Genomic DNA, 16,995 nt, shown 5'->3' with positions numbered 1-16,995 from the left:
CTCAATCCCCTCGCTCATTCACGAAGGAAGTGCTTAGGCAAAGATTATTTAGCGGATAGTCTCGTTGACTAAGCCACTAAATAAATCAGATTAGAAGCCGTAAGAAGCACCGAATACGAATGCGTTGTTCTGCTTAGAATCACCATTTGCGAAATCTACACCGTTAGCTTGGCTACGGAACTCGAAGTAAGGCTGTACGCCTTGACGAGTCCATGTTGCACGTAACTCGTGGTCCATCGCTTCAGCTTCGATCATGTAAACGTTGTTGTAGCTAAGTGCTAGGTCTTCGTTCACTGTGTATGCAATGCGGTTATCCATACGGTAGTCAGTATCTGCATTAGCAGAAGTATCATCGATGTGTGCACGAGTACGGTTGCTGATAGAGATACCGTTATCGAAGTTGTAGCCGATCTTAACTAATGGACGGAACTGGATGCTCTCGCCTGCAGAGAATAGGTGTTGGTAACCAGCAGCAACCCATAGGTTGTCAGTGATGTTGAAAGATTGCTCACCACCCACAGTAATACCAGGAGTAGTGTTACCCACACCGCCGTTTTCAGTTTCAAGTTTACCCAGTTGGATGCCGTCAAACTCAGAGTAAACCGTGAAGCCGCCTAGAGAGTTATCAAACGTGTGGCCAGCTTCTAGCGTAGAAGTCATGTCAGAACCGTGAATACGGCCATCATCGTGAATTTGGATGTTACCTGTTACGTAAGAAGAACCAGCAAAAGCACTAGAAGCGAAAGCAAGAGAAAGAGCACTTAGAGCGATAATTTTTTTCATAGTAAACTGCCTTAGTTTGATTTTTTTCAGCGGCATATCTTCGGTACATCATTCACCTTCACCGCTTGAGTAATTGGTAGCCTCCCTGGCATGCAATCTATGTTGCTCGAATTAATTTGCGTTTCAAAATAAAAGAAGCAACAGAGTGATCCTTCTCACTATCAAAAAAAGACAAGATATTTAACGCAATAAAATCAACAACTTAAAAAACTAAAAATTGGTAAAAAGCTAAAGAACAGAAAATATACAGATCGGAATCACGTTATTTCACGAAGAAAAATTAGATTTAGACAGTTGAATCACACCTGATTTAGAGTTTTTTACTGAGGACTTATTTTTTGAAGAGAATAATGAGAGGCTCGTCACTTTTGGGATTAAAGTCACCTTATGTGCATTGTTGACGATATAAACAAAGAAGATTTCTATATATTTCAGTTTTGGATATGCACCTAATTCGCAGCAAACAAAAAGAGCTCCCGTTTTATCTTGAACAAGATAAATTTCGGGAGCCCTTTCACTAGTCGTGCTTATCGATTATTTAACTGAGGTCACTCGACTTACTTTCTCACCACTTTCAGAGATAGAGCGGATGTAAGTTTCACCAGAAACCGATGGACGTTGCTGCTCATTATACGTTAGCCAGTTTTCACCATCTGCTGAGTATTGAAGCTCTACACCTGGGAATTGAACGTTCATCGCTAGCTTACCGTCAACAACCTTCGCACCCGGTACAGGTAGTCGGTAGTCAATGCCTGCTTTTTCTAGCTTAGCCAGCTCACGTTGACCTACGATATTCGCGAAGCGATTGAAGTCGCTGTTTAGCGCTTGCTTATTAACTAGGTTAGTTTCTTGAGAGTATTCAACGCCAACCTTGTAGTCGTTTTCCCAATCTGCTCGGTGCCATGCACGCTCTGCAGCTGCTAGTACGCGAGGGAACACCATGTATTCATATTGCTCGTCAGTACGCACTGTTTCAGACCAAAGTTGAGCTGACAGACCGTAGAAAGGTTTCGCTTCAACCTCACCTTTACCAGTAAAACCATTACCATCACGATCTAGTGACGTTTCTGCGTTTTGTGGCATGTTTTCTGGTGCGAAGCCAAACATCTTACGAGTATCGGTTGCACGTGTTGCCCAGTAGTAACCGCGCTCAGCTGCATCAACTTCGTATGGCATATCCATGTATACGTAGTCTGGGTTAGAAACAATCACGTCATACCCTTTAGCTGACCAATCGTATACTGATGACGTTCCGCCCCAGTAAAGAACATCCCAGAAGTTCACGCGAGTGCTTTCGGTTGCAAATGCTTCTTCACCTTCGCTGTATTTCAGACCATCTTGCCATGCTTGGAAGTGTGGAATACCCTTCTCAGCAACAATCTTAGACACCTGTTCTGCGAAGTGGCTTGGTAGATGACCGAAATCGCTTACAGTACCATCAGCGATCAATGACTGACATTGTGGCGATTGTTGGAACGGCTTATCTTGCTTAGACAAATCGATGTTGCCTTTCCAAGCCACTTTATCTTCTGCATTAATATCTTGTAAGCCTGCACCTAACTTGATGTTTTTCGCTTCATCGCCGCCGAAGTGCCAAGTCGTTAGCGGAACGCCCGCTTCTTGGTGCATTGCCGCCACTTCAGAGATTACTTTATCGACGAAGTGAGTTGATGACTCCATACATGGGTTAATGAAGCTTTGCTTATCGTAAAACTGAACCGTGGTTACGTTCGATGTATCTTGCGGATCCATCAAGCGGTATTCGTTCGCTTCTGCTTCTTTGCCTTCCGCCATGAGACGAGTGTAACGCGCTTCCATTGATACCACAGCTGAACGAGCGTGTGCTGGCATATCAATTTCAGGGATAACTTCGATGCTGCGCGCTTTAGCGTAGCTTAGGATCTCGACGTAGTCCGCTTTACTAAAGAAACCAGAGCCAAAGTTGTTTGTTGTTGGACCAGAACCTAGCTGAGGCAGTAAGCAGCTTTGTTCATCCAAATCAAAACAACGATTAGACCCTACATCCGTTAGCTCTGGTAAACCTGGGATTTCTAAACGCCAACCTTCATCATCCGTTAGGTGAAGGTGCAGTTTATTCATCTTGTATGCCGCCATTTGATCTAGCGTTGCTAGGATGGCATCTTTTGAGTGGAAGTTTCGAGCAACGTCCACCATCACACCACGGTAATCAAAGCGCGGTGCATCTTTAATTGACAGTTGTGGTAATGATTCAGCGTTCTGACTGTCTATTAGGCCAAAAATAGACTGGACTGCGTAGAAAGCCCCCGTTTTATCAAACGCTTTAATTGCAATTCCCTCTTCCGAGATGCTTAGTTCATAAGCGCCAGATTTTGCTAAATCACCCGTAAACTGAGTAGGAACAACAGCAACACTTACAGGAAGGTCACCACTCACATCTACGTTTACCACATCTGCACGTTCTTCAATTGCAGCGAACTGATCAGCGTCGAATGAGTCTTTTGGTAAAGCAATACCACCAGCAATACTTACTGAACCTTCACCCGCTTCTACCGACATTGGCGTTGGCAATAGCGTTGTTGATACATCTTGAGTTGCTAGATCAGCATTCTTTTCAAAACGCGTCACCGCTGTCGCCATTACGTTATTATCATCAGGCGTACGTTTAAGGTTATTACCCTCAAGACCGCTTACAAACGATGCAACATCTTCTGTATTCAATGATGCAATCATCTTAGGTTCTGCGTTTGGCGCCGTCACGAATGCACCTGGCATAAAGTCAGTTTCAAACAGTTGCCAGTATTCACTCGTTAACGGAAGAACCACTTCTTCACCAGCCGCAAAGCCGTCAAATTTTTCAGTAGGTTCTAGCTTGTGAAGGTCACCAGTAACGCGAGTGATCTTAAATTGCTCATTATCAACATCTAAAATAAGACGAATACTGTGGAAGTAGATGCTCCAATCTTTAGAATCAATCGCTTCACCGTCATTGGTTAGTGTCATGTTTACTTTGTTACATGACGCCCATTCAGCGCCTAGGTCCTGACAAGCCAAGCCTTCATTCGCACCGTGGTTAGTTAGAATTTCGTACTGAACATCAAGATTGTCAGCCAGTGCATTCACTACTTTTTGTTCTGGTGCTTGTGTTACTGCACAACCCGTCAAGCCAGCTAATACCGCTACAGATATTAAGTTTCTCTTCAACATCGTATTCACCCATAAATTTAAAAAATTGAGTAAGAAGCAAAGTGGAGCGCTTCTGAAAGTTAGACAAACTATATGGTCTTATTTTTTGGCGTGAATTAAATCAGGCCAATTCAGTGATCGGCTTCAAATCTCAAAAATATTGATAAATTTAATTTTAATTAAATCATAAGGTTATGCTTAACGGCACTTCCGTCACTTTTATTTTGACGTAATAACTGAGAATTAAATCACAATCTTTTCACAGGATTTCATAAAATCGTGTCGTTCTTGGAGAGAAAAGTTTTAGAGTTTGCTCGTGTTGTTATACTTTTCGTATAAACAACGTGACATCGTTCTCAAAAAAAACCGTTAAAAAACTCCGTCAAAATCTTTTTTAACGAGTTTATGTCTTTCTAAAGGAGCTTTCTTTGCGCACATTCTTGTACCTTACGCTACTCACACTTGCCTTTTCAGCAAAGCAAGCTGTCGCCGAACCACTTTATTGGCAAGCCAAAAAGGATGACCTGACCCTCACCATCTTAGGTTCTGTGCATGTTGGAGACGAGAGCATGTACCCGCTTCCCACACAAATCTCAGACACGTTAAAAGAGAGCGACGGATTAATTGTCGAGACGGATATAAGAAAGACAGAAGGCGTCGTGTACCCTACCACCACGGTCACTACAGCCGATGTATTAAGCGAAGATCAACAACAGTTATTAACAAGCATTTCCAAATCTTTGGGTATGTCGACACAACAACTACTGAGGTCCCCACCTTGGGCAACATCTCTGTCGATACAAATGCAGCAGTTAAAGAACCTTGGTTACGGCTCAGCGGGCGGTGTCGACGCAACACTCGCCTATAAAGCGACAATACAAGACGTTCCAGTGATCAGCTTAGAGCCACTACAATTTCAAATAGACCTCATTGCAGGGCAAAAAGATTCTGGTAAAGAGTGGCTAGTGACAAGCATTGAAGAGTTTGACCAAACAGACCGTGTGGTTCATTGCCTAATTGAGAGTTGGAAAGCAGGTGATGTAACCAAACTTGAGGACTTTGCGAAGCTGTCTGAAATGCCCACCGAGCTTGAGAAAGCATTTCTAACGGATCGCAACGTTGATTGGGCAAACAAACTCTCTGCCAAAGATTGGAAACTCGACTCAAATGGACACTACGTGCTGGTCGTCGGTACTTTACACCTGATTGGAGATGGTAACCTTATACAATTGTTAGAAGATAAGGGGTTCAGTGTGACTCAACAATCACAAAGCCAACAAGCTCAGTGTCAGTTCGAGGTTGACGAAGACAGTTAGTTAGGGCATGGCCTTTTCATTATAAAAGCATGTCCTTAATAACAGAATTTTTACATTTAATGGCACCATAGCGGTGCTATTATCTTTCGCTCTTTTACATATGGTGTTGTTCTCATGAAACCAGTACTTTTTGCTTTCCCTCTAGCCCTAGCGATTCTGATGCCCACTGCAGCGTCTGCCAAAGAAACTTGTACGATCGAACAATTCCAGCCGATAGACATTCAGCCAGACACCAAAGGCGGTGTGTTAGATAAAGAAAGCGGACAGTTTCTGATTACTGAAAAGCCACCAATGCGATGCGCGAATATTACGTTCACGACATCAACGACACGCAACCGTATCGCAAGCCAAATGAACGGTAATTTTGACGCAAGCTTCTACGATGGTCAGACGGGTAATTCTCACTCGGTGACTTTTAACGAAGATGAAGTACAGGCAGGTTACATTCGAATTGGTCCAAATAACCCTGTTGACGCTTATGTTTGTTTTGTTACCTCAGAGACGCCAATCAAAGACATTACCTGTGATGTTAAGTAAATAGATTTGGGACTGGCTTATTGAGTCTATGCTAGATATAGAACAAAAAGAGATTCCCGACTCGTGCCTTCGTCGCTCTAAGGAATGACACATATACCAAAAAGCAAAAAAGCCGTAGCCCCTTCTATTACTAATAGTGCTACGGCTTTCTAAAAAGTGGTCGATGAAGAGGAATTCGATTGGACTGGCATTCCAGTCCCACCCCGAGTTCCGAAATAAAACGTTCAAATGCAAAAAAGCCGTAGCATTTCTGCTACGGCTTTCTTTAATGTGGTCGGTGAAGAGGGATTCGAACCCCCGACCCTCTGGTCCCAAACCAGATGCGCTACCAAGCTGCGCTATTCACCGAGATATCTAACTGGCTGATTGCCTGTCGATGGAGCGTATAATACGGGTTCTGAATTTATCCGCAAGGGCTTTTTCTCATATTTATTGCGATTTTGAATCGTTCGAACAAAAGACATACAACAACGAGCATGATGTGACGAAAAACACACAGTTGCCAACAAGTATTTAACTTATGAAACAGGATTGATCCAGATCAGTGAATTGATAATGCTTGTTAATACACTAACCCATGTCATATAACTTTGAGGTATACACATGGACTTTTGGCTAGATCTCCTATTTGGTAATGCGGTGGGACTATCTTCAATGGTAGTAATCTTCGGGGCTCTGGGTCTCATGATGTTTTATGGAGGCTTCTTCATCTACAAAGTTATGACTGACAAATCTCCTCACTAGAGTCGCTCAGCCTAAATCATTTACCTAAAGTCTCATTGCTATAGGTAAATTTGAAAACGCTTTGCACCGGAGCTGACTTCTCTTGTCTCCTCCGGTTTTTTCATTTTTAAACCCTACCCCAACTTAGGTATACTTACTCTATTCTTACCAACTTGAGATGCACACTATGTCTCATGATGACGATTTAGATCTATTCCAACAAATGATGGGCGATGTTAAACGTATCGACCATGACACCGCAGAACACCAGAAAGTACATCGCGTTACAGAGTCTCAGCTTGCTAAGCGTGAAGCCGCTATGTGGCTCTCTGATGATGAGAAAGATTACCTATCACTCGATTACTCTCCGATGGTTAAGCCAGACGACGTTATTGCTTATAAGAAGGATGGTGTTCAGGAAGGCGTATACAAAAAACTGCGCCTTGGTAAGTACCCCATTCAGGCCAAACTCGATCTACATAGAAAGACGCTGAAAGATGCTCGCAACGAAGTGCTGTCATTTTTACGCCAATGCTTAAGAATGGATGTTCGCACTGTCATTATCGTTCATGGGAAAGGAGAACGCTCAAATCCACCAGCGATGATGAAAAGCTACGTGACTAACTGGCTAACTCAGATCAACGATGTGCAATGTGTACACTCAGCACAGCAATTTCACGGTGGTACCGGTGCTGTTTATGTCATGCTTAGAAAAAGCAACGAGAAAAAGTTAGAAAACAGAGAGCGTCATCAAAAGCGCACTAGCTGAGCATCGAAATTCTGGAGCGGGCTTTCACCCCAAGATCGATATTTAGTGCCTAGACTCAAACCAAGTGCTAAAATTGTCGTCAGTTAACGAATTCAAACGTAAAGCAACTGCTCTGTAGTTGCTTTTTTGTTTCCCTATATTTCCGTTGTGAAACGCTAAGAGAATATCATGTCACAAGAATCCCAAGCTAAACGCCTTAACAAATACATCAGTGAAACTGGTTTTTGCTCACGCCGCGAAGCCGACAAACTGATTGATGCAGGTCGAGTTACTATTAACGGCAAGATCCCAGAAATGGGCACCAAAGTAATGCCAGGTGATGATGTTGAGATCGACAACAAACCAGTTCGCTCAAAAGAGAAGCCTATCTACATCGCTTTAAATAAGCCGACAGGCATTACCTGCACCACTGAACGTGATATTCCAGGGAACATCGTCGATTTCATCGGTCACCATAAGCGTATCTTCCCAATTGGCCGCTTAGATAAACCATCTGATGGCTTGATCTTCCTGACAAACGACGGTGACATCGTAAATAAGATTCTTCGTGCTGGTAACAACCACGAAAAAGAGTATGTGGTTCGTGTCGATAAACCAATCACCGGTGAATTCTTACAGAAAATGGCAGCGGGTGTGCCTATTCTGGATACGGTGACGTTGCCGTGTAAAGTTGAGAAAGAAACTAAGTTCTCATTCCGAATCACATTAACGCAAGGTCTGAACCGCCAAATTCGTCGTATGTGTGAAGCTCTTGGCTATGAAGTTTTCAAACTACGTCGTGTTCGTATCATGAACATCTCTTTGGACGGTATCCCTAATGGCAAGTGGCGTTACTTGAGCGAAGAAGAGATCGCAGAAATTCTAGCGATGTGTGAAGGTTCTGTAAGTACAGAAGACGCATCTAAAATTAATGCAAAGGGTCAGCGTATACGCAAGGCGACAGACGCTAAGCTATTTGATAGCCGTGAAGAGAACCAAGCTTCTACTGCTCGACGTAATCAAAAAGAGAATCGCACTCGTACTTACCGTGGTAATAACGCGGATGAATTCCGTCATGCGCCTAATTCAAAGCGCGGTCGTAATTCATCAAATGGTGAAAACAAAGGCCAAAGCAAAGGCAACACAGAGAATTGGAAATCGAGCTCTCGCTCTGAGCGCTCTAACTCAGACAATAAGAGTTCAGATCGCAATCGCACTGGCCGTGGTAGTGCCGACCATCGAGGTGGTAAGCCAACTAATCGCCACCAAGAGTCAAACCGACCAAATAAGCCAGCAGCAAAACGTGTTGGTGGCACTCTAGGTCTGAAAAAGTAGAGTGATTCCTTATACAAAAACGCCCACTTAGTAGTGGGCGTTTTTATTTGTTGTTTCATACATCATGACTAATGACAGCTAATCATCAGCTTACAAGCACAAATCCGCAAACTGAGCTCGAGTCAGTTGAGCTAAATCTTTAGGGTCGAGTTCAATTTCTAACCCTCGCTTTCCTGCACTTACGCAGATCGTTTCAAACTCCGTCGCACTGGAATGAACAAAAGTCGGTAGCGCTTTCTTCTGACCAAGCGGACTGATCCCTCCTACTACATAACCTGAGGTTTTCTGAGCAATATCAGGGTTGGCCATCTCTGCTTTTTTACCTTTTGCCGCTTTGGCCGCAAGTTTCAAATTTAGCTTTTGATCCACAGGAATCACCGCAACAGCCAAGTCTTTAGCGACACCATTTAGGCAGAATAGAAGCGTTTTGAATACACGTTTAGGATCCTGACCAAGCGCCTCAACGGCTTCTAACCCATAGTTAGTATTGTTGGCATCATGGTGATACTGATGCACCGTATGAGCGATTTTCTTTTTCTTGGCAAGATTGATTGCAGGGGTCATAACAAATCCAAACGATAAATAAACAAAAAGCGACGCAGGAGCGTCGCTTTAGTTAAATTTATCATGGCGCTAGAGTCAATCGAATTTAGCGCTTAATGATCCAATTACTTGTAAACAATTTGACCAGAAGGTGCATACTTGTTCACGTCAACTGGGCTGTTCGCTTCTAGGTACTCTTTCAGTACTTCAGCGTCAACAAAACCAGTGTTTACGTAACCAGGGTGGTCAGACAGTTTAGGGTAGCCGTCACCACCAGCAGCGTTAAAGCTTGGCACTGTGAAGCGGTATGTTTCGTCTAAACGAAGTTGCTTGCCGCCGATGAATACGTTAGACACTTCACCGTTCGCTACCGTCATTGAGATACCAGCGAATTGTGCGTAAGCACCTGAGTCGATTGGTTTAGTTGCCACTACATTTAGGTAATCTAGAACTTCTTTACCTGTCATGTCTGTGTAAGTCAGGATGTTTGCAAAAGGTTGTACTGTTAGTACATCTTTGTATGTTACTTCACCCGCTTCAATCGAATCACGAACACCACCAGAGTTCATCACTGCGAAGTCTGCTTTTGCACGCTCCATGTGAGAAGTTGCAATCAGACGACCTAGGTTAGTCTGTTGGAAACGAACCACGTTACGGTCACCTTCAAGCTTGCCATTTGTTTCAGCAATCTTAACTTCAAGCTGTGCTTGGCCTTGCTCTTGGAAAGGACGTAGGAACTCTAGTAGTTCTGGATCTTGCGCAATCTCGTCTTGGATAAGTACGCGTTGCTTCTTACCGTCGATCTTAACCTTTTTCTTCAGGTTAACTGGGATTAGGTCATAGCTCACCATCTCTAGCTCGCCATTACGGAATTCGTAATCAGCACGGCCTACGTATTTGCCCCATTCGTGAGCTTGAACGATGTAAGTACCGTTTTGAAGGTCAGGTTTACACTCATCACCCGGCTTGAAGTTTTTCTTCGCAACGTTAGGGCCTTCCATACATACAGGCTCTTGAGAGTGACCACCAACGATCATGTCTAGGTCACCTTCGTCTAGGTAACGCGCTAGTGCAACATCACCTGGTGCGTTAACGCCACGCTGACCATTTTCGTAGTGACCCATGTGAGTCACAGCAAAGATAAGATCTGGTTTTTCTGTTTCTTTAAGTTCAGCGATCAGTTTCTTCGCTTCTTCTTTAGGGTCACGGAAATCGATACCTGCGATGAACTCAGGGTTACCAATCTTTTGGGTATCTTCAGTTGTTAAACCAATAACCGCGATTTTAATACCTTGCTTTTCAAACATCTCGTAAGCTTGGAACTTACGTTCACCAGTCGCTTTATCGTAGATGTTTGCAGATAGCATTGGGAAGTTAGCCCAATCGATTTGCTTTTGTAGTACGTCTAGTGAGTTATCAAACTCATGGTTACCAAGTGCCATTGCATCGTAACCAATCTTGTTCATGCCTTTGAAATCAGGTTCTGCATCTTGAAGATCTGACTCTGGTACACCTGTGTTGATGTCACCACCAGATAGAAGCAACACGCTACCGCCTTCTGCTTCAACTTCTGCACGAAGTTGATCAATCAGCGTTTTACGCGCAGACATGCCGTATTCGCCGTATTTGTTCTGCCAGAAACGACCATGGTTGTCGTTAGTGTGAAGAATCGTTAGCTTGTAAGTTTCGTCTTGGTTCCAATCATGAGCAGATTGAGACGCACAACCAGCTAAAGTCGCTAGAATTGCAGCACTTAGTGCTGTCTTTAGAATAAGGCGTTGCTTCATTGTCATACCTTTGAACTTTTTAGGGGAATCCACTGCTTCTTCCACTCCCATAGAGCCCGTGTTTAGTTAATAAACATGGTTAGAGAATGGTAAAACTTGAAGTAGTTTAAATTAAGACGGTAAACCTAACAGAGTGATTTCATATTTATGTAGGATAGATCACCATAATCCCCTATCGAGTGTGTAACAAAGCGACAAAGTTGCAGTTGAGCTAATAAGTGATCACAGGCAAACGTTTTCATCATTTTTTAGATTATTTGTGATTTACTCAGTTCGAAAGCGCTACAAAGTGACCTTCGTTAAATTTATTCGATTTATCAGAGCCTTAATGATTACGTTATAACATTACAATACCATACTAACGCTAGCGCCATTCGCTTAGCTATAGGTACAAAAAAGCCGGCAATTACGCCGGCTTTGAATTCTAGACTTTTCGACTATTTAATATCGATGTGGTCAAAACCTTTGATAAGGTCGTCAAGTGCTTTCATCTGCTTCAAGAACGGCTCTAGCTTATCTAGAGGCAGTGCAGATGGACCATCACAGCGTGCTTGATCTGGGTTCGGGTGAGCTTCAATGAATAGACCAGCAATACCTGTCGCAAGACCCGCTTTTGCAAGTTCAACCGTTTGCTCACGACGACCGCCAGATGCAGCACCTGAAGGATCACGCATCTGTAGAGAGTGCGTCACGTCAAAGATGATTGGGCTGCCGTTTGAAGCTTTCTTCATTACGCCAAAACCAAGCATATCTACAACTAGGTTGTCGTAACCCATGCAAGAGCCACGTTCACAAAGGATAATCTTGTCGTTGCCACATTCTGCGAATTTATCAACGATGTTACCAACTTGGTTCGGGCTCATGAACTGAGGCTTCTTCACGTTGATAACTGCGCCAGTCTTAGCCATCGCTTCAACAAGGTCCGTTTGACGAGCTAAGAATGCTGGAAGTTGAATAACATCAACCACATCAGCAACCGGCTGAGCTTGTGCTTCAGTGTGAACATCAGTGATGATCTTCACGCCGAATGTGTCTTTCAACTCTTGGAAGATTTTTAGACCTTCTTCCATACCAGGTCCACGGTATGAGTGAACTGAGCTACGGTTAGCCTTATCGAAAGACGCCTTAAATACATAAGGAATACCCAGCTTTTCAGTTACTTTCACGTAGTGCTCACAGATCTGCATTGCTAGATCGCGAGATTCAAGAACGTTCATGCCTGCAAATAGCGTAAATGGCTTGTCGTTAGCAATTGGCATATCGCCAATATGAACTGTTTTCTGTTCCATCATATTCTCTCTAAATAATTATTAATTAGTGAACAACCACGGTCTTTTCGTTCATGACGTTCACTTGAGATTTCAGTAACTCAGACGCAGGGTCATCTGGGCATTGGTCGATAAAATATTGGTAATCCGTCGCTGCCACTTGGTGGCAATCCAACTGCTGATAGATAAAGCCACGGTCGCGGATTTCATACGGGTCGTCAGGTACAAACGTTAATGCAAGGTCTGTACATTTCAATGCTAGCGTATAGCGCTCTTCTCTCAGTAACGCACTCTTTAATAGCGCTAACCACTTGCCAATGATTGTTGGATGATCAGCCACTTCTAAATGCTCAGATTTAAGCTCAGCTAACGGACCATCATGGCCAATAAGCCACGCTCGTAGTGTTTGCTCACCAACGTATTCACCATTGTATGGGTTGATATACACTGCTGCTTGGCCATACCAAGTCACTTTAAGTAGAAACTGAGTCGGGAAAGAGACACCCTCTACAGGAAAGCCTAGCTTGCGACCTAGAAAAAGAAAGATCGCGCCGAGACTGACAGGAATGCCTTTCTTACGCTCTAGCACTTTATCGATGAAAGCGTTCTCTGAAGAGAAGTAAGCGTCTTTATCACCCGCAAAGCCCCATTCATAGAAGAATAGTCGAATAAAGGACTCAAACTTCTGTTGCTCGTCGGTTTCATGAACCAAAGCAAACTCAGCTTCTTTAAACAATCTCGCCAGTTCTTGCTCAGCCCAACTATCTTGAGTCTCTGGGTTAATCGCTTTATTTAAGATCAATGCACCTTCAGCTAATTCTAGCTGGTCAAAGTCTTCGTCAAAAAATTCGTACATAGGTAGTTAACCGAAATAAGGAGATCATTAACCGAAAAATGTTGGTGTCTTCGTCATCGCAATTTTGCCAGCCATCGCTAACCAGCCAAGCGCACCGAAGAACGAGAATACTCTCAATAATTTGTTTTTACCCAACTTAAGCGCAAAGAAACCGAGTGCGATATAAGCCATCACACAAGTTAGCTTTTCTGTTAGCCATGGCGCAGCTGGAGTAAATGGAATAAAGCCAGTGATAAAAATCAAACCAATACCCGATAGCAACAGCAACGAGTCATTGATATGAGGGAAACGCTGCAAGAAAGGGTGCTTAAGCTTTGGTGAATTCGCCATCATAAGAACGAAACGAATTGAAAGAAGTGACACGCTTATCGCAATCGTTAGTAGGTGAAAATGTTTTAAACCTTCGTACATGGTATTCCTTTATATTTTTATATGTGCTTTCGTTAACACGAGCGACATTGGACCCGTTGTTGCTCTGTATTTCTGCGTTAAATGCATTACCGAGTCAAATGTAATTTCGCGTTAAAGATATCAATTTCGTAAGTTCGCCCTCTAGGATTACATGAGTGGCTAGCAACTACTAGCCCTAAGCAAACGACAACGAACTATGAGCAATAACGACCCAATGTCACTCGGTCATTGCCACCGTAATCTTTCTCTGTGACTACATCGAGATAACCTAGCGCTTGCATTATCTCACGTACAGCCAAGCCTTGGTCGTAACCGTGTTCAAACGCCAACCAACCTTCATTTTTTAAAAAGCCACGTGCGTTTTCAGAAATGTAGCGAATATCAGCAAGCCCTTTCTCTTCAGCAACAAGCGCAGTGATCGGCTCAAAACGCACATCGCCCTGAGATAGATGAGGATCATCTTTCTCTATGTAAGGTGGGTTAGAGACAATCATAGAGAACTTAACCTCATCGCCATCAGAAACCAGATCGCTAAGCGGATCAAACCAACTGCCATGCAAGAACGTGACATTGGTGATGTTTAAGCGTTTTGCATTCTCTGTTGCAAGCGCTTGAGCTTCAGGACGAAGGTCAATGCCTGTCACTGGTCGATTTGGCATCTCAGACGCTAGCGCCAATGCAATAGCACCCGTACCTGTACCTAAATCAAGAATCGCACCTTGTTTCCCATAGGTTTTATCCAACGCGACTTCAACCAAGCGCTCAGTATCCGGGCGAGGAATTAAAGTAGATGGCGAAACTTTTAACGGCAGCGACCAAAACTCACGTTCACCGACAATGTAAGCCACAGGCTCACCGGTTAAACGACGTTTTAAAAGGGCTTGAAATTCAGATTCTTGTTCTGAGGTAAGGTGCTTCTCAGGCCAAGTTAACAGGTAAGATCTTGGTTTATCTAAGGCGTGACAAAGCAGTACCGCAGCATCAATTGAGGGTGACGTATTGTCACCCTCTTGAAGCGCTACGATTGCTGCTTTTAATGCACTTTCAACCGTATAGGCAGATTGCATAGGGTTTAGTTGTTCTCAGCTAGCGCAGCAAGTTGGTCTGCTTGGTGCTCTTGTAGAACCGGATCAATCAGACTTTGCATGTCACCTTCTAACACTTCGTTCAGACGGTAAAGTGTTAGGTTGATGCGGTGATCAGAAACACGACCTTGTGGGTAGTTGTAAGTACGGATACGGTCACTACGGTCACCCGAACCTAGCAGGTTACGACGAGTGTCTGAAACTTCAGCAGCACGACGCTCTTCTTCAGCTTGTACAATACGAGCAGCAAGAACAGCCATCGCCTTCGCTTTGTTTTTATGTTGAGAACGCTCGTCCTGACACTCTACTACTGTACCTGTTGGCAAGTGAGTAATACGGATAGCTGAATCCGTGGTGTTAACGTGCTGACCACCCGCGCCAGATGCACGGAAGGTATCAATTTTCAGGTCTGCAGCCTTAATTTCTGGAAGGTCCGCTTCTGGGATTTCAGGCATAACAGCAACAGTACATGCAGAAGTATGAACACGGCCTTGAGATTCAGTCTCTGGTACACGTTGAACACGGTGACCGCCTGACTCAAACTTCATCACGCCGTAAACGCCTTCACCGCTTACTTTAGCGATCATCTCTTTGTAGCCGCCTTGCTCTGAGTCATTGCTGCTCATTACTTCAACGCGCCAGCCTTTCTTCTCAGCAAACTTAGAGTACATACGGAAAAGGTTACCTGCGAAAATACCCGCTTCATCACCGCCCGCACCGGCACGGATCTCTAGGAAACAGTTACGCTCATCGTTTGGATCTTTAGGTAGAAGAAGAATCTGAAGTTCATCAGTTAGACGCTCAATTGCTTCTTTCGCTTCTTTAATCTCTTCCTGCGCCATTTCGCGCATCTCTTCGTCGTCTTCCTGCGCCATATCTTCGGCAGCTTCTAGATCGTCTTGAGCTTGCTGGTAAGCTTGGAAGCACTTAGTCACTTCTTCTAACTGAGAGTACTCTTTAGATAGTGCACGGAATTTGTTTTGATCACCGATCACATCTGGATCGCCAAGCAGGTGTTGAACTTCTTCGTAGCGTTCAACAAGTGTTTCAAGCTTTACTAGAATCGAGGCTTTCATAATGTCTTATCTTGTTGGAGGTCTAATATTATTGAGGGTCTTCTAGGCCCAAACTCTGTCTAATGACCGTTAATTTCGCAGGTTCTCCTTGCTCAGCAGCACTTTGTAGTGCGCGGGTTGGAGCATGGATCAATTTGTTTGTGAGCTTATTACTAAGCTCTAGTAAAACTTTCTCAGGGTCACCGCCAGCGGCAAGTGATTGTAAACTTTTACTCAATAATTCTTCGCGGATTTCATTCGCCGACTTTCGGTACTCACGAATGCTGTCAACCGCTTGCAGTGAGCGCATCCAACTCATGAACGCAGCACTTTCCTCACTGACTATCGCTTCAGCTTGGATTGCTTCCACTTTACGTTGCTCGATGTTGCCATCAACAATCGACTGCAAATCATCCACCGAATATAGGTAAGCATCGTTCAGTTCGCCAACCTGTGATTCCACATCACGAGGCACCGCAATATCAACCAATAACATAGGTTGATGTTTTCTTTTCTTCAGAGCGGTCTCAACCATGCCTTTACCAATAATTGGCAGCGGGCTTGCGGTTGAACTGATCACGATATCTGCTCTGTGCAGGTGATCTGGAATTTCATTTAAGCTGATCACTTCCGCACCAAACTCTTCGGCTAGCCCTAAAGCACGCTCACGAGTTCGGTTAGCCACAATCATTTTAGTACAGCCATTTGCTGAAAGATGCTTAGCCACGAGTTCAATCGTTTCACCAGCACCAACTAACAGCACAGTAGAATCAGCAATCGACTCAAAAATATGTTTAGCTAGAGTACAAGCTGCGTAAGCCACAGACACCGCACTTCCGCCGATTTCTGTTTCAGTTCGAACGCGCTTCGCCACAGAAAATGATTTCTGAAACAGCTTTTCCATTGAAGCATCAACAGACTTGCTACCACGAGAGTCTGTATAAGCTTGCTTAACCTGACCTAAAATTTGCGGCTCACCCAAAACCAAAGAGTCCAAACCACAAGCAACGCGCATTAAATGTTTAATGGCGGCCTGCTCTTCATGGATATAAAGACTTGGCTTTAGCTCTTCAGGGCTCACTTGGTGGAAAACCGACAACCAATCGATAAGCTTATTTTTTGCTCCGCTTTTAACGTCACAATACACTTCAGTTCGGTTACAGGTAGAAAGTATGACACTTCCATTTACGTGTGCATTTGCGTTAAGTTGCTTGAGTGCCTCAGACAGTTTATCTGGACCAAAAGCGACTTTTTCTCGCAATTCAACCGACGCTGTATTGTGATTGATACCTACGGCAAGCAAAGACATGTATCAGAAGTTCTCGATCAGGGAATGGAAACAAGGGGCGAATTTTACTTGATGCATGGCTCTATTTAAAGAGC

Annotated in this window: 15 protein-coding genes and 1 tRNA gene; 5 read left to right on the top strand and 11 right to left on the bottom strand. The window is 43.9% G+C overall.

Going from position 1 to position 16,995, the window contains the following annotated elements; genetic code table 11:
* Positions 1-90 precede the first annotated feature (90 nt).
* Together L1D55_RS05055 and L1D55_RS05050 are read right to left on the bottom strand one after the other, a co-directional pair.
* Positions 91-783 (bottom strand): oligogalacturonate-specific porin KdgM family protein, encoded by a 693-nt coding sequence (locus tag L1D55_RS05055; protein WP_128161697.1) that lies wholly within the window; start codon positions 781-783, stop codon positions 91-93.
* Positions 784-1,317: 534 nt separating this feature from the next.
* Positions 1,318-3,969 carry a beta-N-acetylhexosaminidase gene (locus L1D55_RS05050; RefSeq protein ID WP_239916701.1) on the bottom strand — a complete coding sequence of 884 codons (2,652 nt, stop codon included), beginning with the start codon at positions 3,967-3,969 and terminating at the stop codon, positions 1,318-1,320.
* Between the two features lie 407 nt (positions 3,970-4,376).
* Between L1D55_RS05050 and L1D55_RS05045 the strand changes: the two genes are divergently transcribed.
* Together L1D55_RS05045 and L1D55_RS05040 are read left to right on the top strand one after the other, a co-directional pair.
* A complete protein-coding gene (locus L1D55_RS05045; RefSeq protein ID WP_239916700.1) occupies positions 4,377-5,264 on the top strand; it encodes a TraB/GumN family protein in 888 nt (295 codons plus the stop codon).
* 114 nt (positions 5,265-5,378) lie between these two features.
* On the top strand, positions 5,379-5,801 hold the full coding sequence (locus L1D55_RS05040) for a hypothetical protein (protein WP_239916699.1): 423 nt from the start codon (positions 5,379-5,381) through the stop codon (positions 5,799-5,801).
* A 271-nt stretch (positions 5,802-6,072) separates the two neighbouring features.
* Here L1D55_RS05040 and L1D55_RS05035 read toward each other — a convergent pair.
* Positions 6,073-6,149: transfer RNA gene (locus tag L1D55_RS05035), tRNA-Pro, on the bottom strand.
* A 255-nt stretch (positions 6,150-6,404) separates the two neighbouring features.
* On the opposite strand from L1D55_RS05035, the gene L1D55_RS05030 reads away from it, so the two are divergent.
* From L1D55_RS05030 to rluF, 3 genes are all read left to right on the top strand, one after another.
* Positions 6,405-6,545, top strand: coding sequence for a DUF3149 domain-containing protein (locus L1D55_RS05030; protein ID WP_239916698.1), 141 nt, complete (start codon positions 6,405-6,407; stop codon positions 6,543-6,545).
* Positions 6,546-6,711: 166 nt separating this feature from the next.
* Entirely contained in the window at positions 6,712-7,293 is a 582-nt protein-coding gene (gene smrA, locus L1D55_RS05025) for a DNA endonuclease SmrA (protein ID WP_004739792.1), read from the top strand.
* 168 nt (positions 7,294-7,461) lie between these two features.
* Positions 7,462-8,607 carry a 23S rRNA pseudouridine(2604) synthase RluF gene (rluF, locus tag L1D55_RS05020; protein ID WP_239916697.1) on the top strand — a complete coding sequence of 382 codons (1,146 nt, stop codon included), beginning with the start codon at positions 7,462-7,464 and terminating at the stop codon, positions 8,605-8,607.
* Between the two features lie 90 nt (positions 8,608-8,697).
* On the opposite strand, the gene ybaK is transcribed toward rluF, so the two are convergent.
* From ybaK to hemA, 8 genes are all read right to left on the bottom strand, one after another.
* Complete coding sequence (ybaK, locus tag L1D55_RS05015; protein WP_239916696.1) at positions 8,698-9,171, bottom strand: Cys-tRNA(Pro) deacylase; 474 nt, start codon at positions 9,169-9,171, stop codon at positions 8,698-8,700.
* A gap of 104 nt (positions 9,172-9,275) precedes the next feature.
* Positions 9,276-10,937, bottom strand: coding sequence for a bifunctional UDP-sugar hydrolase/5'-nucleotidase UshA (gene ushA / locus L1D55_RS05010; RefSeq protein WP_239916695.1), 1,662 nt, complete (start codon positions 10,935-10,937; stop codon positions 9,276-9,278).
* 437 nt (positions 10,938-11,374) lie between these two features.
* Entirely contained in the window at positions 11,375-12,226 is an 852-nt protein-coding gene (kdsA, locus tag L1D55_RS05005) for a 3-deoxy-8-phosphooctulonate synthase (protein ID WP_004739800.1), read from the bottom strand.
* A 25-nt stretch (positions 12,227-12,251) separates the two neighbouring features.
* On the bottom strand, positions 12,252-13,061 hold the full coding sequence (locus L1D55_RS05000) for a SirB1 family protein (RefSeq protein WP_239916694.1): 810 nt from the start codon (positions 13,059-13,061) through the stop codon (positions 12,252-12,254).
* Between the two features lie 27 nt (positions 13,062-13,088).
* Complete coding sequence (locus L1D55_RS04995; RefSeq protein ID WP_004739804.1) at positions 13,089-13,472, bottom strand: SirB2 family protein; 384 nt, start codon at positions 13,470-13,472, stop codon at positions 13,089-13,091.
* A 194-nt stretch (positions 13,473-13,666) separates the two neighbouring features.
* Complete coding sequence (gene prmC / locus L1D55_RS04990) at positions 13,667-14,539, bottom strand: peptide chain release factor N(5)-glutamine methyltransferase (protein WP_239916693.1); 873 nt, start codon at positions 14,537-14,539, stop codon at positions 13,667-13,669.
* Positions 14,540-14,544: 5 nt separating this feature from the next.
* Positions 14,545-15,633, bottom strand: a complete 1,089-nt coding sequence (gene prfA, locus L1D55_RS04985; RefSeq protein WP_004739807.1) for a peptide chain release factor 1 — start codon at positions 15,631-15,633, stop codon at positions 14,545-14,547.
* Between the two features lie 28 nt (positions 15,634-15,661).
* Positions 15,662-16,921, bottom strand: a complete 1,260-nt coding sequence (gene hemA / locus L1D55_RS04980; protein ID WP_171367668.1) for a glutamyl-tRNA reductase — start codon at positions 16,919-16,921, stop codon at positions 15,662-15,664.
* Between the last annotated feature and the right edge of the window lie 74 nt (positions 16,922-16,995).

It is taken from the genome of Vibrio sp. Isolate22 (assembly GCF_022398115.1).
Classification (GTDB): domain Bacteria; phylum Pseudomonadota; class Gammaproteobacteria; order Enterobacterales; family Vibrionaceae; genus Vibrio.
This window is presented reverse-complemented; position numbering and strand designations above follow the sequence as displayed.